The organism is Neorhizobium galegae, assembly GCF_017877135.1.
In the GTDB taxonomy this organism is placed as follows: domain Bacteria; phylum Pseudomonadota; class Alphaproteobacteria; order Rhizobiales; family Rhizobiaceae; genus Neorhizobium; species Neorhizobium galegae_A.
Genome location: NZ_JAGIPH010000004.1, coordinates 110,751 through 133,694 on the forward strand (window position 1 = coordinate 110,751; position 22,944 = coordinate 133,694).

General features: G+C 61.8%; 15 protein-coding genes. 4 read left to right on the forward strand and 11 right to left on the reverse strand.

Features of this window, described 5'->3' with window-relative positions:
* Window positions 1-1,086 carry a Gfo/Idh/MocA family protein gene (locus J2858_RS13485; protein ID WP_210105328.1) on the forward strand — a complete coding sequence of 362 codons (1,086 nt, stop codon included), beginning with the start codon at window positions 1-3 and terminating at the stop codon, window positions 1,084-1,086.
* A gap of 52 nt (window positions 1,087-1,138) precedes the next feature.
* Here J2858_RS13485 and J2858_RS13490 read toward each other — a convergent pair whose 3' ends face one another.
* Both J2858_RS13490 and J2858_RS13495 read right to left on the reverse strand, forming a co-directional pair.
* Entirely contained in the window at window positions 1,139-2,464 is a 1,326-nt protein-coding gene (locus J2858_RS13490) for an LLM class flavin-dependent oxidoreductase (protein WP_210105329.1), read from the reverse strand.
* A gap of 290 nt (window positions 2,465-2,754) precedes the next feature.
* Window positions 2,755-3,507, reverse strand: a complete 753-nt coding sequence (locus J2858_RS13495; protein ID WP_210105330.1) for a tetratricopeptide repeat protein — start codon at window positions 3,505-3,507, stop codon at window positions 2,755-2,757.
* A gap of 694 nt (window positions 3,508-4,201) precedes the next feature.
* Here J2858_RS13495 and J2858_RS13500 point away from each other — a divergent pair.
* Window positions 4,202-6,253 carry a glycosyltransferase family 2 protein gene (locus J2858_RS13500; RefSeq protein WP_210105331.1) on the forward strand — a complete coding sequence of 684 codons (2,052 nt, stop codon included), beginning with the start codon at window positions 4,202-4,204 and terminating at the stop codon, window positions 6,251-6,253.
* Between the two features lie 41 nt (window positions 6,254-6,294).
* A complete protein-coding gene (locus J2858_RS13505) occupies window positions 6,295-11,718 on the forward strand; it encodes a beta strand repeat-containing protein (RefSeq protein ID WP_210105332.1) in 5,424 nt (1,807 codons plus the stop codon).
* Between the two features lie 116 nt (window positions 11,719-11,834).
* Here J2858_RS13505 and J2858_RS13510 read toward each other — a convergent pair whose 3' ends face one another.
* The 5 genes from J2858_RS13510 to J2858_RS13530 form a co-directional block, all read right to left on the reverse strand.
* Window positions 11,835-12,533: an ABC transporter ATP-binding protein gene (locus J2858_RS13510; RefSeq protein WP_210105333.1), complete on the reverse strand. Its 699-nt coding sequence runs from the start codon at window positions 12,531-12,533 to the stop codon at window positions 11,835-11,837.
* Window positions 12,530-13,276, reverse strand: a complete 747-nt coding sequence (locus J2858_RS13515) for an ABC transporter ATP-binding protein (RefSeq protein ID WP_210105334.1) — start codon at window positions 13,274-13,276, stop codon at window positions 12,530-12,532. The genes J2858_RS13510 and J2858_RS13515 overlap by 4 nt, the downstream gene beginning before the upstream one ends.
* Window positions 13,273-14,304: a branched-chain amino acid ABC transporter permease gene (locus tag J2858_RS13520; protein WP_210105335.1), complete on the reverse strand. Its 1,032-nt coding sequence runs from the start codon at window positions 14,302-14,304 to the stop codon at window positions 13,273-13,275. The genes J2858_RS13515 and J2858_RS13520 overlap by 4 nt, the downstream gene beginning before the upstream one ends.
* The gene (locus J2858_RS13525) at window positions 14,301-15,161 is read right to left on the reverse strand and encodes a branched-chain amino acid ABC transporter permease (RefSeq protein WP_210105336.1); all 861 of its coding nucleotides are present in this window, start codon (window positions 15,159-15,161) and stop codon (window positions 14,301-14,303) included. Before J2858_RS13525 ends, J2858_RS13520 begins: the two co-directional genes overlap by 4 nt.
* Before the next feature lie 256 nt (window positions 15,162-15,417).
* Window positions 15,418-16,587 carry an ABC transporter substrate-binding protein gene (locus J2858_RS13530; protein ID WP_210105337.1) on the reverse strand — a complete coding sequence of 390 codons (1,170 nt, stop codon included), beginning with the start codon at window positions 16,585-16,587 and terminating at the stop codon, window positions 15,418-15,420.
* A 272-nt stretch (window positions 16,588-16,859) separates the two neighbouring features.
* Between J2858_RS13530 and J2858_RS13535 the strand changes: the two genes are divergently transcribed.
* Window positions 16,860-17,243, forward strand: a complete 384-nt coding sequence (locus J2858_RS13535; protein WP_210105338.1) for a diacylglycerol kinase — start codon at window positions 16,860-16,862, stop codon at window positions 17,241-17,243.
* 16 nt (window positions 17,244-17,259) lie between these two features.
* Here the strand turns inward: J2858_RS13535 and J2858_RS13540 are convergent, their stop codons facing one another.
* The 4 genes from J2858_RS13540 to J2858_RS13555 all read right to left on the reverse strand — a co-directional run bounded on the left by J2858_RS13540 (window position 17,260) and on the right by J2858_RS13555 (window position 22,878).
* Entirely contained in the window at window positions 17,260-18,462 is a 1,203-nt protein-coding gene (locus J2858_RS13540) for an osmoprotectant NAGGN system M42 family peptidase (RefSeq protein WP_210105339.1), read from the reverse strand.
* 4 nt (window positions 18,463-18,466) lie between these two features.
* Window positions 18,467-20,275 (reverse strand): N-acetylglutaminylglutamine synthetase, encoded by a 1,809-nt coding sequence (gene ngg, locus J2858_RS13545; protein WP_210105340.1) that lies wholly within the window; start codon window positions 20,273-20,275, stop codon window positions 18,467-18,469.
* Between the two features lie 2 nt (window positions 20,276-20,277).
* Complete coding sequence (locus J2858_RS13550; RefSeq protein WP_210105341.1) at window positions 20,278-22,053, reverse strand: N-acetylglutaminylglutamine amidotransferase; 1,776 nt, start codon at window positions 22,051-22,053, stop codon at window positions 20,278-20,280.
* Window positions 22,054-22,212: 159 nt separating this feature from the next.
* Entirely contained in the window at window positions 22,213-22,878 is a 666-nt protein-coding gene (locus J2858_RS13555; RefSeq protein ID WP_210105342.1) for a TetR/AcrR family transcriptional regulator, read from the reverse strand.
* Between the last annotated feature and the right edge of the window lie 66 nt (window positions 22,879-22,944).

Genomic DNA, 22,944 nt, shown 5'->3' on the forward strand with positions numbered 1-22,944 from the left:
ATGAAAGTTGGAATCATCGGCGCAAGTTTCGCCCGCGCTGCCTATCTGCCGGCGCTTCGCCACGTGGAAGGGGCCGAAGTGGTGGCGATTGCCGCAAGCCGGATCGAAAGCGCTCGTGATGCCGCAGACGCTTTTGCGGTCCCGCATGCCTATGACGACTGGCGCGCCATGCTTGCCGCCCACCACCTCGACCTTGTGCTAATCTCGACGCCGACCGACACGCATCACCCGATGACGCTTGCCGCACTGGATGCTGGCGCGCATGTGGTCTGCGAAAAGCCGACAGCGATGAATGCCACGCAAGCGGCCGCCATGCTGGAAAAGGCGGAAGCGCTCGGACGCGTTCACATGATCGACCACGAGCTGCGCTTTAACCCGAACCGCCAGCGGATGGCGGAACTGATCGGCGAGGGCGCGCTCGGCGAGATTCGTCACGTCAATATCGCCAATATCGGCTCGTCCTGGGCCGATCCGGCCTCGCGGCCTAAGGGTGACTGGTGGTCGCTGGCGGAAAAGGGCGGCGGGCGGCTGGGCGCCAATGGCAGCCATCAGGTGGATCTCGTGCGCTGGTGGCTGGGGCCCGTCGCCTCGGTGATCGGACAGGCGCTGACCATGGTTCCCGACCGGACCGACAAGCGGACCGGCGAAAGCTGGACGGCGACCGCCGACGATCTTGCCCACCTGACGCTGCAGATGCAAAGCGGGGCGCTGGCGCAGATATTCATGAGCGGCGTTGCCGCCCACAACATGGGCAATGTCACACAGGTCTTCGGCTCCCGCGGCACGCTCCTTCTCGACAACGAGACTGAAAGGTTGATGTACGCGCCCGCCGGACAGTCGTTCGAGGACATTTCCGTGGAGGATCCGAACGCCGCGCTGCCGGGGCTGAACAAGGGCATCTGGAACGTTTCCGTCGTCGCGGCGCTGCGGGAAGTGACGGCGGCCATCGCCGGCGGGCGGCGGCTGGCAAAGGGGGCGACCTTCTTCGACGGACTGGCGAACCAGCGGGTGCTGGACGCGGTCCTTGAAGCGACGGCATCGCGCCACTGGATCGATCTGCCACCCGAGGAGAAGGCGCCCGCCTGACATGCACGGCGGTAGGCCTTCATCGTCGCTCCTGATGCCGCGAGCAGGCTGATTATTCTGCGGGAAAGAACTGGTTGGCAGGCCGGGGCAGGCCAAGGTGCTCACGCAGGGTCGTGCCCTCATAATCCGTTCGAAACAGGCCACGCCGCTGCAGTTCAGGCACCAGCTTCTCGGTGACGTCCTCCAGCCCTTGCGGCAGAAACGGGAAGACGCAGGTGAAGCCATCGGCGGCCTCTTCGTTCAGCCAGTTTTCCATCTCGTCGGCGATTGTCTGGGGTGTGCCTATGAAGGCGAGGCCGGCATAGCCGCCATAGCGTTGCGCAAGCTGGCGAACGGTTAATTTCTCCTGCTCCGCCAGTCGCAGTACCTGTGCCCGCCCGCTCTTGCTGGCATTGGTTTCCGGGATCTCCGGCAGGGCGGCATCCGGATCAAAGCCGGAGGCGTCGTGACCGAGCGCGATGGAGAGCGAGGCAATGGCGCTGTCGTAGTGAACGAGGCTGTCGAGCCTGGCGCGTTTGGCTTTGGCTTCCTCCACGCTGTCGCCGATGACGATCATGGCCGCGGGCAGGATTTTCAGGTGTTTCGGGTCACGGCCGACGGCCGGCATGCGGCCCTTGATATCGGCATAGAGCGACTTTGCGGTGGCAAGATCGCGCGGGGCGGCAAAGACAACCTCCGCCGTCTCGGCGGCCAGTTGCTTGCCCGGTTCCGACTGGCCAGCCTGTACGATGACCGGCCAGCCCTGGACGGGGCGGGCGATGTTCAGCGGCCCGCGGACGCTGAATTCCTCACCCTTGTGATCCAGCACGTGCAGTCTCTCCGGATTGAAGAAGATGCCGCTTTCCTGATTGCGGATGATGGCATCGTCGGCAAAGCTGTCCCAGAGGCCCGTGACGACGTCGAAGAATTCGCGGGCGCGCTTGTAGCGCTCGCCATGCTCCACATGCTCGGAAAGGCCGAAATTGCGGGCGCTATCCGGGTTGGAGGTGGTGACGATGTTCCAGGCGGCGCGTCCGCCGCTGATATGGTCGAGCGAGGCGAACCGGCGTGCCACGTGATAGGGCTCGTCGAATGTGGTGGAGGCGGTGGCGGCAAGGCCGATCTTGTCGGTGACGGCCGCAAGCGCCGAGAGAAGCGTGAACGGCTCGAAGGAGGTCACCGTATGGCTGCGCTTCAAGGCTTCCACCGGCATATTGAGAACGGCGAGATGATCGGCCATGAAGAAGGCATCGAACTTCGCCCGCTCCAGCGTCTGGATAAAGGATTTCAGATGGCCGAAGTTGAAATTGGCATCCGCATAGGCACCTGGATAGCGCCAGGCGCCGGTATGAAGGCTGACGGGACGCATGAAGGCGGTAAGGTGAAGCGACTTGGCCATTAGGATGTCTCGCTGGACGAAGATTGAGCCGCCGACAGAGTGATGACGGTGGAGAGACAATTCATATTGAGACGGGCAGGCAACCTTGCAAGGGGCTGCCCTTATCCGGCATGGCTTGTCTGCCGGCTTTGTCGCTGTCCGGCCGGATGCGCCGCCGCCCCTTGGCGGGCGGCGGGTGAACGACGCTGTCTTGCGCGCCCGGCAGCGGCGGTTGGCTACCAGGCGCTTGAGGCGGACGTGAAGATTGCAGTATCGCCGGCGCGCAATGAGGGTGCTGGTGGCGCGAACGGCTACTTTTGCAGTGCTTTTATGCGTGCAGACACCCAGGCAGGGCCGCCATTGGCCGCCGATTGCTTGTAAAGACGCAGCGCTTCTTCCCGGTTGGCGGCCGTCCCCTGGCCGTTTTCCAGCATCCGGCCCATATTGGCCTGTGCCAGAGCATTGCCCTGAGCTGCAGCCTTCTTGTAGGAGGCAAAGGCGGCGGGGAGATCAGCGGGCACATCCGTTGCGCCTTCCAGCAGTACGCCGAGCTTGTACTGGCTCCAGGCATTGCCCTGATCGGCGGATTTCCGGTACCATTCGACGGCGGTCTTGTTGTTGAGCGCGACACCATCGCCAGCTGCATATTTGTCGCCCAGCGTGTACTGTGCCCAGGCGTTTCCGAGCTCTGCGGCCTTTTGATAAAGCTGCAGGCTTTTTGCGATGTCCTTCTGGCCACCGAAGCCGAGTTCAAGCGCGCGCGCGTGATTGTAGAGCCCCCAGGGGTTTCCCTGTTCGGCAGAGCGCGCATAAAGGTCCGCTGCCTTGACGGCGTCCTTGGCGACGCCACGGCCCTCTTCATACATCGATCCCAGGCTGTTCATGGCCCAGGGATTTCCATGCTGCGCGGATTTTGCATACCAATCGGCGGCGGCGGCATCGTCCTTTGGCACGCCCTGACCATTCTCGTAGATTTTCGCAACGTTCAGTTCGCCCCAGGAATCATTGCGCTCTGCCGCTTTCATGTAGGAGCGCAGGGCCGAGGCATATTGCTTGTGCGCCATTGCGGCGTCGCCGGCATTCACCATGTCCGGATAGGTTGATTGGGCCGTAACGCATCCGCAGGCTGCAAGAGAGACTGTCGTCACGATCAAGAAGCGTAAGCGCAGATGGGAGTGCAGATGGTGGAATATCCCGCGCAAAGCGGGAATTAGATCGTTGTTTTGGCGGAAATTCAAGGTCTGCACAGTGCGCTGGCTCCGAGTTATATTTATTACTGGTGATCAGATTTTTTTGTTTCCATGAAAAATATCTTAAATGTAAGGGGTTTTCTACATTGAAGTTGCCTTTTATGTGGTTGATGTACTAAATCTCGGCATCTTGTGAATCGGTCGGGAAATAATATTGATTTTGGGAAAACTAATATACAGGCCGATCCATTTTGGAGGATATGGTCGCAAAGAAACGGCGTTTTCCGCCGCTGTTTCTCTGTGTTCCCTCGCTTTGTTCTTTTGGTTTGTTTATTTTGTGATCTTTGTTGCCGATATACCGTTATTTCAACGGGTTGCGTATGCGGTTATTCTTATTTGCCTTGTATTTTGCTGCTTCTCCTACGAATTAAGCCGTTACGGGCTGGCGCGGCGCAGCCGGCGCCAAGCTGCTCCGGATTGTGCTGAATCCGACTATCTCTTCGGCGACAAAGCGCCGTCGATCACCATCCTCATTCCCTCCTATCGGGAAGAGCGGCGCGTTATCGCCATGACGCTGCTTTCGGCCGCTGTCGCGCGTTATCGCAACCGCCGGATCGTACTCCTGATCGATGATCCGGCCTCCGACGTTCAGTCGCTGGCGCGCTCGCGTGCAGCTGCCGCAGACGTTGTGAAGGAAATCGAGGCGGTCATGGCGCCCATGTGCAAGGCCGCTGATGCCTGGCGGGCGCGAAAGGTGAGTACCTTCCCCAATCGCGCCTGGGAAACGCGGCAGATCGCCATGCTCTACGCCGACGCAAGCGGCTGGCTGGAAAAGCTCGCGCTGGAATTCGTCGCGCAGATCTCGGCGGAGTTCCGCCATGTGGATACGTTTTTCGTGGAGCGCGTTCTGCGCGATCTGGCACGGCTTTATCGCGGCACCGAAGCCGCGCTTGCGCAGACGGTCCTCGATGAAGACGGGATCGATCATCATTACCGCGTTCTGGAAACGCTGTTCTGCCGCGACATCAACGTTTTCGAGCGCAAGAGTTTTTCCAATTTGTCGCACGCGCCCAACAAGGCGATGAACCTCAATTCCTATATCGGCCTGATGGGCAAGCGCCTGAAGATCAAGCCGCGAGGCGGCGGCCGTGTTCTTGTGCCGGCATCGGGTGCGAAGGTCGATATGGTCGTGGAGCAGCCGGACTTTGTGCTGACGCTCGATGCCGACAGTCTCATCCTGGGCGACTATATGCTGCGCCTCACGCATGTCCTCAACGAGGAGCCGGAGGCGGCCGTTGCCCAGACACCTTATCTGAGCTTCCCCGGCAGCACGTCGCTTGTGGAGCGCATTGCGGGGGCCACGACAGACATCCAGTACCTGGCGCATCAGGGAAGCACGTATTTCCGCGCGGCTTACTGGGTCGGTGCGAATGCCCTGATCCGCTTCAAAGCCCTCAAAATGATCGCCCGTGATGAGAGGGAAGGGCACAAGACCTGCACGGTGTTCATTCAGGATGAAACTGTCATCGAGGATACCGGATCGACCATCGATCTTCTCGATGCGGGCTGGCATGTCCATAACTACCTGACGCCGCTCGCCTATAGTGCCACGCCTGCCGATTTCGGTGCGCTTGCCATTCAGCGAAAGCGCTGGAGCAATGGTGGCCTCATCATTTTCCCGGCCTTGCTGCGCAATTATCTGCGCATGCCGGGACGTCTTCGTCGGTTGCCGGAACTGCTGCTGCGGACAAATTATCTCCTGTCGCCACTTCTCGGCAATATCGCCGTCTTCGTCCTGATGATCTGGTCCCCGGCCGACAGCAAGGCGCTCATGTGGACGCCGCTTGCGATTGCGCCCTACTTCATCCTCTATGCCAGCGATCTGAAGCGCCTGGGCTATCGCTTCACCGATCTCTTCCACGTCTGCGCCTTGAACCTGATGCTGCTGCCAGTCAGCTTTGCCGGTATCCTGTCATCGGTCAGGCAGATGGTAACGGGCCGAAAGGCAAGCTTCACCCGAACGCCAAAAGTCGCAGACCGCACCTTCATCCCGCCTTACAGCTTTGTCTTCAACTGTCTGATGCTGTTTTTGATGGCAGTTTACGTCGTGCAGGGACTGTTGTCGCACGAGTATCTCGGCACGATCATCCCGGCGATCAACACGACGTTGTACAGCTATGGGCTTTACCGGTTTGTCGGGGTTCGCGACGGCCTTTCCGATATCGCACTGTCTCTCCGGGAACGCATCGAAGGCGCAGGCGCTGCCCTGGCGCGGCGCCGGCCGGGCCGCCTTCAAGGCCGGCGCGCGAACAAGACGGCGCAGCAACAGGTGCGCCGTCCTGCGATCGTCTTGCGCAACCTGGCTGCGGCCCTCGCTTTCCTTGCGGTGTTGCTGGGACCCTCGAAATTCGTCACCTGGCCGCCCGATAGCGACGCCGTGGCGGGCTTCAGACGGGTGGGTCCGTTTCTGGCCGTCGAGGAAGATCGGCCACCACTCATCCCGGCGGCTGACGGCGGGAAATCAAGGCAAAAGCCTGAACGGGCGATTGATGAATCAAGGGCTGCCGGTGCGGCGCAGGCGGTGAAAATCCGCGATGGCGCCGAACAGGCGGACCGATAACAGACCGGAATTTGGCCGAACAACGATTTGAGGGAGGGTACATGATGAGCCCGAAACGACATGGGGAATTGCTCGCAGGAAAGCGCGGACCGGTGAAAGCCGCCGACGCTCGCCGTGCCCCAAGCCGCGCGCTGGCCGGCCTTATGGCGGGAACAGCAATCAGCGTGCTGTGGGTTGCAGCCGCCGGCCAGGCCGAGGCTGCCTGCACGCAGGTCGGCAGCATATTGACCTGCAGCGGCGCAGTCAGCAGTTTCCAGCCCGTTACCGATCCCACCACAATGCTATCCATCACCGGGCTGACGGCGGATGTGACGGCAACGCCTGGCAATGATGTCGTCAATTTCGTGTCGACCAACGGCCCGATTGCGATCAATCTCGCGACCACGCAGACGCTGTCTGCAAGTGGTGCGGATGCCGATGTCATCGAGGCCCGCAGCCTGGGAGGACAAGCGATCAGCCTTGATGCCACCGGCAATCTGGTATCGGCTGCGGCGCATGGCATCTATGTGGATACGGCAGGCGATATCGACGTGACGATGAAGGGGACCACCAATGCCGGTCTTGATGCCATCACCGCGCATGGCCAGTCGACCGGCACGATCGACCTTAATGTCGCAGGCAGCCTTACCTCGACGTCTGGCTCCGGCATCGTCGCCGATACCGGCATTGATCCCGGCCAGCCGGGAGCGATCAAACTGGTCAATACTGCAACGATCAATGCTGCGGTCGATGGCATAAATCTCTCGTCGAACGGCTCGGGTCTCCTGAACATTCAAAGCGATGCCGACATCACCGGCACAGCCGGCTATGGCATCTATGGCTTCAGCAACGGTTCCGTTCTTTCCGCAACGACAGGCAATATCGTTGCCGGCACGCAGGGTCTTCACCTGGAAAGCCATGGCGACAGCGGCACGGTTCTGGCCACGCACACGGGCAATATCACCACGACGAGCGACGACGGCGTCTGGGCCGAAGCGCGTGGGGCCGTGTCTGTGACGGTCACCGGCGATATCGATGCCGGCGGCACCGGCATCCATGCCCAGTCGGCGGAAGACACGGCAACGACGGTGGTGAGTGTCGTCCACACCGGTTCGCTGACGACCCACGATGGGTACGGGATCGAAGCCATTGGCCTGAATGGCGGCGTCATCGTCACCAATATCGGTTCCATCACGTCCACCGGCGATGCCATCAATGCCTATGCGGCCGGTGGCAACGTGACCGTCGATCAGTCGGGGACGATCAATGCCAGCCAGGGCGCCGGCATCGTCGGCCATTCGACGACGGGAACCGTCTCGATCCTTGGAACGGGCACGATCACCGCATCGGGCAACGGTGTCGATGTCCTCGCCAATAGCGGCGCGGTTTCGGTCGCGCAGTCTGGCGATATCGGGTCGGGCGCGATCGGCGTTAGCCTGAGCTCGCTTGTCGGCAATGCCACATTGACGGGTTCCGGCGCGGTGACGGCCACCGGCTCGGCAATCGTCATTTCCAGCCGTGGCAGTGGTTCCTCATCCGTCAACCGCGATGGCGCCATCTCCTCGCTCAACGGTATCGGCATCGACGCGAGTTCGACGAACGGCTCGGTCACGATTACCAACGCCGGCACAATCGAGGCGAGCGGCCCCGGCATCAAGGGGGCGGCCAACAATTCCACTGTGTCGATCAACCAGACCGGCAACGTCACCTCGCACAACGACGCCGCCATTTCGGCCACATCAGCCAACGGCGCTGTTTCGGTCACGTCTTCGGGCAATCTCTCCGGTGAGACCTCCGGCGTTTATGCGCATTCGCAATATGGCGATGTGACGGTCGATCAAACAGGAACAGTTACCGTCTCTGCCGGGGCCGGCATCGATGCCTATGCGGCAAATGGCACAATTTCGGTGACGGCAGACGGCTTGATCACCTCCGACGCGGACGGGATCCACGCCGTCCAGTCGGGCGGCGGCACGCTCCACATCACCGCGTCCGGCGGCATCCGGTCGGCCAGCGCCAACGGGATTCTGGCAAGTTCCACTGATAGCAATGTGACGATCGACAACACTGGCGCGATACAGGCCAACAGCGACGGCATTAACGTTGACGCAAACAGCGGCAACATTCTGATCACGCAGGTCGGCAATGTCACCTCCGACACGGGCGCCGCCATTTCGGCAGACGCTCCGGCCGGCAGCATCGGCATTACGTCGACCGGTGACATTTCGGCCAAGACCTACGGCCTTTACGCCTATTCCACGGGTGGGGACGTCTCGATCAATCAGACCGGCAGCGTTTACACCTGGGCCGGAGAGGGCATCCTGGCCTATTCAGCCACTGGAGCCGCCTCGGTTACGGTCGATGGTGCCGTAACGGCCAAGACCGATGCTATCACCGTGCGCAATGCCGGCTATTCGAATGTTACGGTCAATGCAACCGGCGGCGTCGAATCCTATGACGGCGCGGGCATCATTGCTTATTCGCCGAACGGAGCCGTCGAGGTCACGCAGAAGGGCAATTTGATTTCCAAGACGAACGGCATCGATGCCAGTAATTTGAGCGGTCAGGACGTGACCGTCACGCATCGCGACGGAAGCCTCACTTCCAACAGCGGCAGCGGCATCGTGGCCTCGTCCAGCTCCGGTAATGTGACCGTGACCTCCACCGGCAAGCTTGTTGCCGAGCTTTATGGTATCAATGCCACCAACACCGGCTATGGCTCGGTCAAGGTCACGCAGAACGGTGATCTGACGGCCAACAAGAATGACGGCATCCTGGCCTCGTCCAGCAACGGCGATGTGACTGTGAATTCAACCGGCAAGCTTGTTGCCGAACTTTATGGTATCAATGCCACCAACACCGGCTATGGCTCGGTCACTGTCACACAGAACGGTGACCTGACGGCCAACAAGCGTGACGGCATCGTGGCCTCGTCCAGCAACGGCGACGTGACTGTAAATTCAACCGGCAAGCTTGTCGCTGATCTCTACGGCATCAATGCCACCAACACCGACTATGGCTCGGTCACTGTCACGCAGACTGGCGACCTGACGGCCTATAATCGTGATGGCATCCTGGCTTCATCCAGCAACGGCAACGTGTCTGTGACTTCCACGGGCACGGTCCTTGCCGATCTCTACGGGATCAATGCCAGCAATACCGGCAATGGATGGGTCAACGTCACGCAGACCGGTGACCTGACGGCCTATAATCGCGACGGCATCCTGGCGTCCTCTGCCACGGGCTACATCTACGTCACCGGTGGGGGCATCATCACCGCCGACGGTGTTGGCATCAACGCCTCCAACACCAGCAACTCCAACGATGTTGAGGTCTACTGGCAAGGTGCCATCACGGCCTCTAATGGAAGTGGTATCCTTGCATCTTCCGCACAGGCAGACGTCTATGTTGAGCAATACGGGGATATCAACGCTGCCCTTGACGGCGTCAATGCGTCAAACCTGAGCGACGACCAAGGCGTGCATGTGGCCGTCAAGGGCGATATTGTTGCCCAGAACGGGCTTGTGGCGTCTTCGGCGCGGGGTGAGGTCTATGTCGGGCATTTGGGGGGCATCACGGCCAGCCAATATGGCATCAACGCCACCAACCTGAGTGACGACAACGATGTTGAAGTCGAAAGCTGGGGCAATATCACCGCAGCCGGCAATGATGCGATTTATGCCTCCTCGGCCAATGCAGCTGTGTTCGTCAGGAGCTATGGCGGTGACCTCACCGGTAACCAGAGCGGTATCCATCTGGAAGGCTGGGGCAGCCTCTCGGCGCAGGTCGATGACGGCACGGTGAAGGGCGGCGCAAGCGGAGCAGCAGTGACGTTCGTCAATGGCGCTTCCAGCTCCCTTCTCAACTATGGCACGCTTGCCAACACCTCCGGCATCGACGGTCTTGCCGTCTCCGGTGTCGATACGAACACGTCCATCGACAACTACGGGACGATCCGTGGCAATATCGATCTGACCGATCTTGCGTCCAACAGTTTTGAGAACCGGTTCGGCGCGGTGTTCGAAACCGGGTCCTCGGTTGATCTCGGAAGCGGCAACTGGCTCACCAATGCCGGCATCGTTTCCCCCGGCGGCGAGGGCGTGATCAAGGCGACCAGCCTCACCGGCTCGTTCGAGAATACCTCGACCGGGACGCTGCTGATCGATATCGACGGCGCAAACGCGGCGACCGACACGCTGGCGGTTTCCGGCCAGGCCAAGTTGAACGGCGCATTGTCGGTGAACCTGATGTCGCTGGGGAGCAGTTCCAACAGCTATGTCTTCCTGTCGGCCGGCGCCGGCATCACGGAGGAGGCCATGGCCATTTCGAACCCCGCGATCCTGGGTTCCGTTACCAGCGACGGCACCAATGCCACGGTAACGATCGACGGCGTCAACTTCTCGCCTGTGAGTGGAACGCCCAACAGTCGGACGCTCGGGGATTATTTCAACCGCTCGATCGCGGCCTCGAACAGTCTTGAGCCCATCCTGCTCAGCCTTGCCAACCTCAGTACCGATGAAGAGTACAATGCGGCTCTACAGCAGTTGTCGCCGGAAGTGCTTCTGGCGGAAACGGATGCGGCCCGCGTGGCCAACATCAACTTCACCAACAACCTGATGAGCTGCCGCGTTGCAGACGGCGTCAATTTCTTCGGCGCCGAAGGCGAATGCGGCTGGGTGAAGGTGGAAAATCGCCGCGTAACGCGCGACGGTGATTCCGAGACGATCGGATCGCACAGCGACAGCTGGAGCTTCACCGGCGGCGCTCAGTTCGCGCTCGCCCCGGACTGGCGCCTCGGCTTCGGCGCCGGCGGCTCGACGGAGAACACCGACAGCACCTATGGCAGCAGCGATGGCAGCACCGCCTACCTCGGCGCCGTCGTGAAATACACCCCCGGTGCGGCCCTGTTTTCTGCCGCGGTATCGGGAAGCTACGGTTGGTATGACAGCACCCGTCAGGTCGATTTCGGCACCATTACCGATACGTTGACCGGGAGCCCAGAGGTCGCGACCATCAATGCCCGTCTGCGCGCGGCCTATACGTTCCAGAACGATAGTGCTTACCTCCGCCCGATCCTCGATCTGGATATGATCTACACGCGCCAGCGTGCCGTCACGGAAACCGGTGGCATTGCAGCACTCAGCATGGATGCCAGCGATCAGACGGTGTTCAGCGTGACGCCGTCGCTGGAGGCGGGCACCCAGGTTGCGCTCGGCGACGACATGCTGCTGCGTCCCTATGTCAGCGGTGGGGTCAGCCTCTATTCGGATAACAGCATCGCGATGGCCGGCATCTTCTCGTCGGATACCGGCGGCGTAGCACCGTTCAACGTCAGCACGACCACCGACCGCACGCTGTGGCGCGCCTCGGCGGGTGTGGATGTGTTTGCCGGCGAAACCGGGACGCTGCGTCTCTATTATGACGGCGCCTTCGGTTCGACCACCACATCGCAGGTCTTCGGCGGCAAGTTCAGCCTGAAGTTCTAAGCCGATCAGTTCGACCGCTTGCGGTTCTGGAAGACAGGACAGATGACAATCGACACGGCGCCTTTCGAGGCGCCGTGTCTGTTTAGATGGAGGTTTGCAGCTTCAGGTCGTTTCCATCAGATCGCCAGCAGGGCATCCAGTTGCGCCGGGTTTTCCAAAAGCGCCTTGGCGGAGGCGGCAAGGGCGATGCTGCCGCGGTTGAGCACGATCGCCTCATCCGTCAGCGGCAGGATTTTTCGAGCCTTCTGCTCCACGATGATGGCGGCGAGCCCCTCTTCCGTCACGATGCGTCGCAGTGCGGCCAGAAGTTCATCGACGATGATCGGAGCAAGACCCTCCAGCGGCTCATCGAGGAGAAGAAGTTTCGGGTTGAGCATCAGGGCGCGCCCCACCGCCAGCATCTGCTGTTCGCCGCCGGAAAGCTGGTTTCCGAGGTTGCGGCGGCGCTCCTGGAGGCGCGGAAACATCGTGTAGACGGCCGAAACATCCCAGCGACCGGGGCGAGCGGAGGCGGTGAGGTTTTCCTCGACCGTCAGCGACCGGAAGATGTTGCGCTCCTGCGGCACCCAGCCGATGCCACGGGCAGCGCGCTGTTCGGGGCGAAGCCGTGTTATGTCCTCGCCCTTCAGGTGAATAGTTCCGTGATGATGGGTGGTGACGCCGACAATGCTGTTGATCAACGTGGTCTTGCCGGCGCCGTTGCGGCCAAGCAGGGCCAGCGACTGGCCCTGCGCCAGCGACAGATCGATGCGGGCGAGAACTTGTGCCTCGTCATAACCGCAGATCAGCTGCTCAATGCGAAGCAGATCGCTCATGCGGCGTCTCCCAGATAGATGGCCTTGACCTCGGGATCGCGGGAAATCTCCGCAACGCTGCCCTCGGCAAACAGCCGGCCGGCCGCCAGAACCGAAATCCGGTCGGCAAAGGAGAAGACGAGGTCCATGTCATGCTCGATCAGCACCACCGTGACGTCGGAGGGCAGGTCGCGCACGATGGCAAGCACCTCGTGGCGGTCTTCCTCCGGCACGCCCGCTGCCGGTTCGTCGAGCAGCAGCACCTTCGGCTTCAGCGCGATGGCAAGGGCGATTTCTAGCAGGCGTTGCTTGCCATAGGGCAGGCCGCGCGTCGGCAGGCACATGACGTCGGCAAGGCGAAAGCGTTCGAGAATATCGGCAGCCTCCGCGGCCGCCTGACTGTCGGATGCAAGCGAACGCCAGAAGCGGGTGCCATGCCCCAGCCGCTCGCCAACCGCCAGCACCATGGATTCGAGCGGCGTCAGATCGTCAAACAGCTGGTTGATCTGGAAGGTGCGGGCCATGCCCTTTTTCACCCGCGCAAACGGGCTTGCCTCGGTGATGTCTTCGCCGCCGATCAGGATCCGGCCGCTGCTGGGGGTGAGCGCCCCGGTCAGAAGGTTGATGATGGTGGTCTTGCCCGCGCCATTGGGGCCGATCAGTGCATGGCGGGCGCCGGGCCGGATGGAGAGCGACACGTCATTGGTAACGACAAGGCCGCCGAAGCGCTTCACCAGCGCGCGGGTTTCAAGGGCGGGTGTCATGCCTCCTCCTTCGCAAGGGGTGCTGCACTGGGCGCCGCGCGACCGGTTTTCGTCCTTACCCATGCCGTCAGGCGGGCGGGGTTGATGCGATCGCGTCCGACAAGCACAAGCGCAACCAGAACGAGCCCGATCCAGAACATCCAGTATTGCGGTGTGACGACCGACAGCCAGGCACGCAGCACCGTAAAGATCACCGCGCCGATCACGCCGCCATAGAGGTAGCCGACGCCGCCCAGGACCAGAACCAGCAGCACGTCGGCCGAGCGGTGAAAGGCCAGCACATCCGGCGAGACGAAACTGGTGGTCTGCGTGAGGAGCGCACCGGCAAAGCCGGCATAGACGGCTGAGAGCGTGTAGATGACGACGATGCGGCGATTGGGCGAAATGCCGAGCATGGCGGCGCGGCGGCTGTTGCGCTTGATGGCCTTCAGCGACAGGCCGAAGGGCGCATGGACGATGCGGCGCGCGATGACCAGCGCGGCAAACAGCACGGTGAGGCAATAGAGATAGCCAGTCTGCCCGAACAGGTCGAATTCGAACAGGCCGGCAATCGGATCGATCAGGATACCGCTCAGCCCATCGGCGCCACCGGTCAGCCAGGCTGCCTGGTTTGCCGCTTCCGAGATGAGCATGCTGACGCCGAAGGTCGTCATCAGCTTGGTGAGGTCGCTGCCCCGCAGCACCAGATAGCTGGTGGCAAGGCCGAGCAGACCGGCAATCGCACCCGACAGGATAAGGCCGGTGAGCGGTTCTGCGGTGAGATGCAGGCTGAGGAGGCCCGCCGCATAGGCTCCGACGCCAAAGAAGGCGGCGTGGCCGAGCGACAGGATGCCGGCATAGCCGACGATCAGATCGAGGGACATGGCAAAGAGGGCGAGAATGGCGATCTCGCTCAGCAGCAATTGTTGCGATGGAAGCGCGAAGGCAGCGCCAAGCGCCAGGATCCAGAAGCCATATTCCAACGGCTTCCAGCGGGCCTTGCGGCGAAGGAAGGCGCTGGCGAGCGCCTGTCGGGGCAGCGGGCTCATCGTCCTCCCTCCCGGAAAAACAGCCCGTTGGGGCGCAGGATGAGAAAGGCGATCATCACCGCATAGATGATGAAGGCCCCGAGCGAAGGAAGATAATATTTGCCCGCCACATCGGCGATGCCGAGCAAAAGGGCAGCCAGAAACGGCCCGGTGATGGAGGAGGTGCCGCCGATCGTCACCACGATCATGAAATAGATGAGGTATTTCAACGGGAAGTTCGGATCGAGCCCGAGCAGTTCCACGCCGAGCGCACCGCCCAATCCGGCAAGGCCCGAACCAAGCGCGAAGGTGAGCACGAAGATCACCGATACATTGATGCCAAGCCCGCGCGCTACCCGCCCATCATCCACGGCCGCGCGCAACTGGCTGCCGATGCGGGTGCGGGTAAGCGTCGTTTGCAGCGCAATGGTCAGCAGCGCGCACAAAACGATGATGAAAAGCCGGTAGCGGCCGATATCGGCGCCGAGCAGGTTGAAGCGTCCGGAGAGCTCTGGCGGCAGCGAGATCAGCTGTTGCTGTCCGCCCATGAAAAAATCCACGCCCGCCACGGCCATGAAGACGAGGCCGATGGAAAACAGCACCTGGTCGAGATGGGATGCGGCATAGAGCCGTCGATAAAGCGTCACTTCCAGCACAGCACCCAGCGCGGCCGAAAACAGGAAGGCCGCGGGAAGGCACCAGTAGAAGGAGATGCCATAGCGGTTCATCAGCACCACGGTCACGTAACCGCCCGCCATGGCAAAGGCGCCGTGGGCAAGATTGACGAAGTTCATAAGGCCGAGCGTCACGGCAAGCCCGCAGGCGAGAACGAAAAGCAGCATGCCATAGGCAATGCCGTCGAACAGGATTGTCAGCATCGTTCCTCCCGGGGATGGCGGGGAATGACAGAAAGCGGGTCAGGCGCAGGCGTGTGGTGGGTGCCGGAACGCGCACGTTCCGGCACACCGGTCGATGGCTGCATCATCTTTGCCGATGCTGACGGCTTGCCTCATCCAGCCACTGGCTGGAAAGGAGGGCCAACCGGCAGGCATCAGCCACTTCCTCCGCATCACGGATTCGATGCAGCGGAGACATGCGCCGCACTGGCAGAGCGCAGCCGGCGCACGCTTCCCATCACGGCGTATTCGGGTCGCGCACCTTCGGGAAGGTGGCGAATTCGACGTTATAAAGCTCGCCATCCACCTTCTTGACCTCGCGCATGTAGATGTCCTGCACGATGTCGCGGGTTTTCGCATCGATGGTGATCGGCCCGCGCGGGCTTGTCCAGGCCATGCCCTTCATGGCCTCTACCAGCTTGGTGCCGTCGGTATCGCCATTGGTCTTCTTCAGCGCCGCATAGGCGAGCGCCATGGCATCATAGCCGCCGACGGACATGAAGTTCGGCCGCATATTGTTGTTGGCCTTGCGGACCTCGGCCACGAACGCCTTGTTTTCCGCGCTGTCGTGGTTGGCGGAATAGAAATGGCCGGTGATGACGCCAAGCGCTGCATCGCCCATGCCGTTCAGGAGATCGTCGTCGGTCACGTCGCCGGTTGCGATCAGCTTGATGCCAGCATCGCGAAGGCCGCGCTCGACGAACTGCTTCATGAAGATGGAGCCGACGCCGGAGGGCACGAAGACGAAGACGGCATCCGGCTTGGTGTCGCGCACGCGCTGCAGGAAGGGCGCAAAATCCGGGTTCTGCAGGGGCACGCGCACCGCCTCCAGAATCTCTCCGCCATCCTTCTTGAACTGGTCGGTGAAACCCTTTTCGATATCGATGCCGGGGCCGTAATCGGAAACCAGCGTCACGACGCGCTTCAGCCCGTTCTTGGCCGCCCAGGTGGCAACCGGCACAGCCGATTGCGGGCCGGCCATGCTGGTGCGCACGAAATAATCCGATTTCTGTGTGATGATCGAGGTGGTCGCCGAGGTGATGATGGCGGGAACTTTGGCCTGCGCGAGCACCGGTGCCACCGAAAGCGCAAGCGGCGTGAGGCCAAAGCCCATCAGCATCGAGGCGCCGTCCTTCACCACCAGTTCCTGGGCAATGCGCCGGGTCTGGTCGGCGGTGCCGGCATCATCGCGCAGCACCACCTCAACCTTCTTGCCGGCCACGGTATCACCGTTCAGCGCCATATAGGCCTTGACCCCGGCTTCTACCTGACGCCCCGTCGAGGCGAAGGGGCCAGTCATCGGCAGCACGAGGCCGATCTTGACGGTTTCAGCGGCATAGGCATGCGAAAACAACAGGCTGCACAGGGCAGCACCTGTCATGAAAAGGCGTCTCGATACGGATGCCATGTATACTCCTCCCAGAGTTTTGATCCCGCGACAGGTCCACTCCCATGAACCCGATGAATGCTCTGCGCATGTTTTCGCTGCGGCATCCAAGTCTCCTCCTCGAGCCGCGTTCAATAATGTATACACCAAATCTGCGAAGAACAAGCGACTCCTTGCGGCTGGCGAGGCATGACGCAATCGCTGCGGGCTCTCCGCACTGTCCTTTGCAGCTTTGCCTTTGCGCGATGCGCACAGCCTTGTTATGTGCAGAAGATTGTGTGGGGAGCGCAAAAATGTCCGAACCTCTTCGGCATCAAAGACAACGCGGGCTTGGCCATGTTCTGGCGGCTGCGCGGTATTCGCTGGGCGGTGCGCGCCGGCTGTTCGGTGAAACGGCCTTTCGCCATGAATGCGCGGTGTTTTTCGCCATCAGCTGTGTCTACGTGCTGGTCGGTGCTGCATTCACCACGTATCTGGCAGCATTCGTGTTGTTCCTGGTGCTGGTTGCGGTGGAGGCGCTGAACACGGCGGTGGAGGAAATCGTCGATCGGGTGTCGCCCGAATTTTCGCTCGCCGCGCGCCACGCCAAGGATCTCGGCTCCTTTGCCGTGTTCTGCCTGCTTCTGGCAAACGGCATCCTTTTCCTGCACACGCTGTACAGTGCCGCCTTTCCTTAAACCTTGCGGGCTGCCGTCAGGCGGGCTTGGGCCTTGACCAGCTGGCCAAGGGCTGCTGCTGTTCCGGCGCGCGTCCGCCGTCTGCCGGAACCTGCACCAGTTGTTCCGCCTCGTCCGTCGGCTGGGTGGTAAAGCCCTTCGGGCTGGAAATTTCCTCGGCATCACGATCGATGTTCACCGGGCTCACGGCAAAGGCGGACACCAGCCTTGCGACGCTTGTGAGCGCGTGGGTATGGATGCGCTCATAGCCGTGCGAGGCATCGACCCCGAAGGCGGCAAGCGCCGTGCGGATATCGTGGCCTGCCTCAAGCGCGGAAGCCGAATCCGACCGGTAATAACGAAAGACATCCTTCTGGTAGGGGATGTCGTTTTCGATGCACAGATCCACCAGCTTGCGCGTCAGGTGATAATCGAATGGACCGGTCTGGTCGGCCATGGCGATGGTGACGCCGAATTCCGATGAATTCTGCCCCGGTGCTGTGGTGCCGTTGTCGATGGTCAGCATCGAGGCGATCTCGGAGGACAGGATGGAGGAGGCGCCGACCCCAACCTCTTCGGCAATGGTGAACAGCCAATGCGTATCGACGGGCGTGCGCGCGCCCGTCCGTTCCAGCGCCTCGATGGCGGCAAGACAGATGGCAACGCCTGCCTTGTCGTCCAGATGGCGAGAATTGATAAAGCCGTTGTCGAGGAATTCGGTGCCGGTATCGATGGCGACCGTATCGCCCACATCGATGCCGAGCCCGCGTGTCTGCGCCGCAGAGCCGGTGATGGCATCGATGCGCATCTCCACATGCGCCCAGCCGACAGGTGCGGTGTCCACTTCGTCATTGAAAGTGTGGCCGGAGGCCTTCAGCGGCAGGATCGTGCCGCGAAAGGTGCCGTGATAGCTGTAGATGGTGACCCGTGCGCCCTCGGCAAAGCGGGCGGACCAATGACCGATCGGCACCAGTTCCAGCCGGCCATTCTCCTTGATGGCCTTCACCTGCGCACCGAGTGTGTCGACATGGGAAACGATGGCGCGCGCACCCTTTCGCCGGCTACCCTGGCGCACGGCGCGGATCGCGCCGCGCCGCGTCAGTTCCGGTGTCAGCCCCAGCCGTTCCAGTTCCTGCGAGCAGTAGCGCACAACCTGATCCGTATAGCCGGTCGGGCTGTCGATCGACAGCAGTGCCTTGAGCTGCGAAAGCAGATAGTCCTCGTCGATATCGATGGTCATGCCGTTACATTTTCCCCAGCGCATTGCGGGCCGAACGGTGGCCCGAAAGCGGGAAGAGCAGATCGAGAAAGCGGGCCGCCGTCGGCTGCGGCTCGTGGTTGGCAAGCCCCGGGCGCTCGTTCGCTTCGATGAACACGTAGTCCGGCTCGGTCGGGGCCTTCACCATGAAATCGATGCCGACGACCGGGATGTCGATGGCACGGGCAGCCTTGATGGCTGCCTCCACCAGGCGCGGATGGACAATCGCCGTCACGTCGTGGATGGAGCCGCCGGTGTGAAGGTTTGCAGCCTTGCGCACCACCACGTCGCGGCCTTCTTCCAGAACATCGTCCAGCGTCAGATCCGACATCTGCAGGCAGCGTTCGGTTTCGGCATCGACCGGGATCGTGCTTTCACCGCCGGTGGCGGCAGCCCTTCGCCGCGACAGCGTTTCGATGAGCTGGCGCACGGTCTGGCGCCCATCGCCCACCACATGCGGCGGGCGGCGGATGGCGGCGGCCACCAGCTTGAAATCGATGACCACGAGACGCAGATCCTCACCCTCGAAACAGGCTTCGATCAACACGCGGTCGCACACCTCGCGGGCAGCCACAATGGCCCTTTGCACCTCGTCGAGCGTCGAAAGTCCGACGGCCACCGCACGACCCTGTTCGCCGCGGGCGGGCTTGACCACCACCCGGCCATGCTTTTCCAGGAACGCAACGAGCGCCTCTTCGTCACCTTCGGCCGTCATCTGTTCCGGCACGACAAGGCCGGCACGGTCCACGACGCGTCGGGTCACCGCCTTGTCGTCGCAGATCGACATCGCCACGCCCGATGTCAGGTCGCTGAGGCTCTCCCGGCAATGGACGGTGCGGCCGCCATTCGACAGCCGGAAGAAGCCGCCTTCGGCATCGGTAATTTCCACATGCACGCCGCGCCGGCGCGCTTCGTCGACGATCAGCCGGGCATAGGGGTTCAGCGCATCATAGGCTTCGAGCGGTCGGGCATAGAGGCGCTCATTGATGGAGTTCTTGCGCTTGACGGAAAAGGCCGGAATGCGCCGAAAGCCAAGTTTCTCGTAGAGCGCGATCGCCTGCTCGTTGTCGTGCAGCACGGAGAGATCCATGAAGCCGGCGCCGCGCGCCTTGAAATGCTCGGCGAGCCTGCGAACCAGCGTTTCGCCGATGCCGGCATGACGCGCCTGCGGATCGACGGCCAGACACCAGAGCGAAGACCCCTGTTCGGGATCGGCAAAGGCGCGCGTGTGGTCAATGCCGGTCACGGTGCCGATCACCTCGCCGGTCGTCTCATCTTCCGCAACCAGATAGGTGATGGCCCGGTTGTCGCGGTTCGACCAGAAGAAGTCCGGCCGCACCTCCACCATGCCGCGGGCGGAATAGATGCGGTTGACGGCGCGGGCATCTGCTTCGGATGACAGGCGCCTGACGGAAAATCCGCGCGGCTGGCGCCGGCCGGAACGATAGGTGGCAAGATCGAGCCGGAAGGTATGCGACGGATCGAGAAAGATCTCCTGCGGTGCCTGTGCCAGCAGCACATGCGGCTCATGCACATAGATGGCGATGTCGCGGTGTTCCGGCGCTTCCTCGCGCAGCGCCGAGACGAGTTTCCCGGCATCATCGAAGGTCTGGGCGAAGATCAGCCGGCCCCAACCGCAATCCAGAACAGCGGATGCATCCGCGACTGCCTTGTCCGGATGCCCGATGTGGCCCGTCCGCTGCAGGGATTCGATGCGCTTGCGTTTCAGCCGGTGTGCGACTGCCTTGTCGCTGCGCACGCGCTGGCTGCGCTCGCTTGTCTTGTTGCTTGTCATCCTCAGACCCCTTGCGCCTGCAGCCACATTTCCAGAAGTCCCGCCTGCCAGAGTTCCGAGCCCTGCAGCGGTGTGATGTGTTCTGACGGTGCGTCGAACAGCTGGTTCAGATAGCGTTCCTGAAAGATGCCGCGTTCGCGGGCGGCCTGCGACGTGAGCGCATCGCGCACCATATCAAGATAGGGGCCGTCGACATATTTGAGCTGCGGAACGGGGAAATACCCCTTCTTGCGGTCGATCACCGCATGCGGAACCACAAGGCGCGCTGCATCCTTCAGCACGCCCTTGCCGCCGTCGTTCAGCTTGAATTCCGGCGGTATCTTGGCGGCAAGCTCGACAAGCTCATGGTCGAGGAAGGGCACGCGGGCTTCCAACCCCCAGGCCATCGTCATGTTATCGACGCGCTTGACCGGGTCGTCCACCAGCATGACCTGGCTGTCGAGACGCAGGGCGGCATCGACGGGCGTATCGGCATCGGCCTCAAGAAGATGGTGCGCGACAAGTTCGCGGCTCACATCGCTCGAAGCCATCCAGTCCGGGTTCAATTGCGTCTTCATCACCTCATGGCTGCGGTCGAAAAACACGCGGGCATAGTCGTTGACCACATCCGTCGAGGAGCCGAGCGGCGGATACCAGTGATAGCCGCCGAACACCTCGTCGGCGCCCTGGCCGGACTGCACGACGCGGATATGCTTGGAAACCTCCTTGGCAAGCAGATAGAAGCCGACATTGTCATAGGAGACCATCGGTTCCGACATGGCCGAGATCACGCCGGGAAGCGCATCCATCAACTGCGCCGAGGGGACGAAGATCTTGTGATGGTCGGTGCCGAAATGCTGGGCGATCAGGTCTGAATAGACGAACTCGTCGCCCTTTTCGCCATTGGCTTCCTCGAAGCCGACGGAAAAGGTCATGAGGTCATTCTGGCCCTGTTCGGCGAGAAGCCCGGTGATGATGCTGGAATCGACGCCGCCCGACAGCAGCACGCCAACCGGCACATCGGCAACCGTGCGCCGCTTCACCGCAAGCCGCAAGGCATCCAGCACCATGTCGCGCCAGTCGTTGCGCGTCAGGCCTGCCATAGCGGGATCGCGCGTGTGCGGCGGATTCCAGTAGCGGGTGTCCACCTCGCGGCCATCGGCCTCGATGACGCGGATGGTTGCGGGCGGCAGCTTCTTCACGCCGTTCAAAATAGTGCGTGGCGGTGGCACAACCGCGTGAAAACTCATGTAGTGATGCAGTGCATCGCGGTCGATCGAGGTGTCGATATCACCCCCCTTGACCAGTGCCGGCAGCGACGAGGCAAATCTGATGGCACGGCCGACCTTTGCAAGGTAAAGCGGCTTGATGCCAAAGCGGTCGCGCGCCATCACCACGCGGTCCGTATCGCGCTCATGGATGACGAAGGCGAACATGCCGTGGAAGCGGGTCACACAGTCCGTGCCCCAGGCGTGCCAGGCTTTCAGGATGATCTCGGTGTCGCCATGGGAGAAGAAGCGGTAGCCCTTGGCCTCCAGTTCGCGGCGCAGCTCCGGGTAATTGTAGATGCAGCCGTTGAAGGCGATCGTCAGGCCAAGTTCACCGTCCACCATGGGCTGGCGGGCCTTCTGGGAGAGATCGATGATCGAAAGCCGCCGGTGCGACAGGGCCGTCGATCCGTGGATTACCATTCCGGACCCATCGGGCCCGCGCGGCGCGATCGCCTCCATCATCCGGGCCTGAACCATCGGGGAAGGCTGTTCCCCGTCGAACCGTATTTCTCCGCAAATCCCACACACTGTGCTGCTTCAATCCTTTCCGATCTTTCCGCGATCCGGCCCCGGAATGGGGCAAACACGGCAAAATCCGCCCGCCGTGACGCGCGGATGCCTTTGGCCAAACGAGGAAGGTTGAGAAAGGTTGCGATTTTTTGCGCGCAAGGTCAGCGCGTGCGAGGCTCAGTCAGGCCGTGTTCCGCGCACGAAGATGTCGATGGCCCGCTGCATATGCACCTTTCGTGCGGCAAGATCCGGCCATCCCCTGGGGCCGGGACCCACCCCGCCAAACAGCATATCCATCAGGATGCGGGCCCCGGTCATCGGCTCATCGAGAACCAGCTTTCCTGCTGTCACCTGTGCCGCAAGCCAGTCTGCCAGCTGTCTGCGGGAGGTTTCCAGTCCTTCGCGCAGCATCACTTCGGCAAGGTCCGGCACCTGGTGCGACTGGCGGATGACGATGTGGATGAAGGCTGCCCGTTCCCTCTCGGTGTCTTCATCGATATCGATCATGAAGATGCGGCCGATTGCCTCGGCGATCGGCAGGTCCTCGTCATCGGGGAGGGGGAGCCTCAGCATCATCTGTCGATGCGAGGCAACAACCGCAATGAACAGGTCGACCTTGCTGGGAAACAGGCGGTACAGCGTCTGCTTGGAAATACGACACCGGCTGGCCACGATATCCGTCGTGGTGCCGGTGAGGCCAAGCTCGATAAAGGTGCGCCGCGCCGTAGCGATGATCATCTGCCGGCGTTCATCGTCGCTGAGACTCTTCGGCCGGCCGCGTCCCCGTTTGGCCGGTGCGGCGGCGTCCGATGCCTTGCCGTCTTCGCTGATACTATCGTCCATTCGCATCCTGAAACGTTGCAGTAAGGCTTTTTCCATGCATAGCGCACTTCCTATCCGAAAACATCA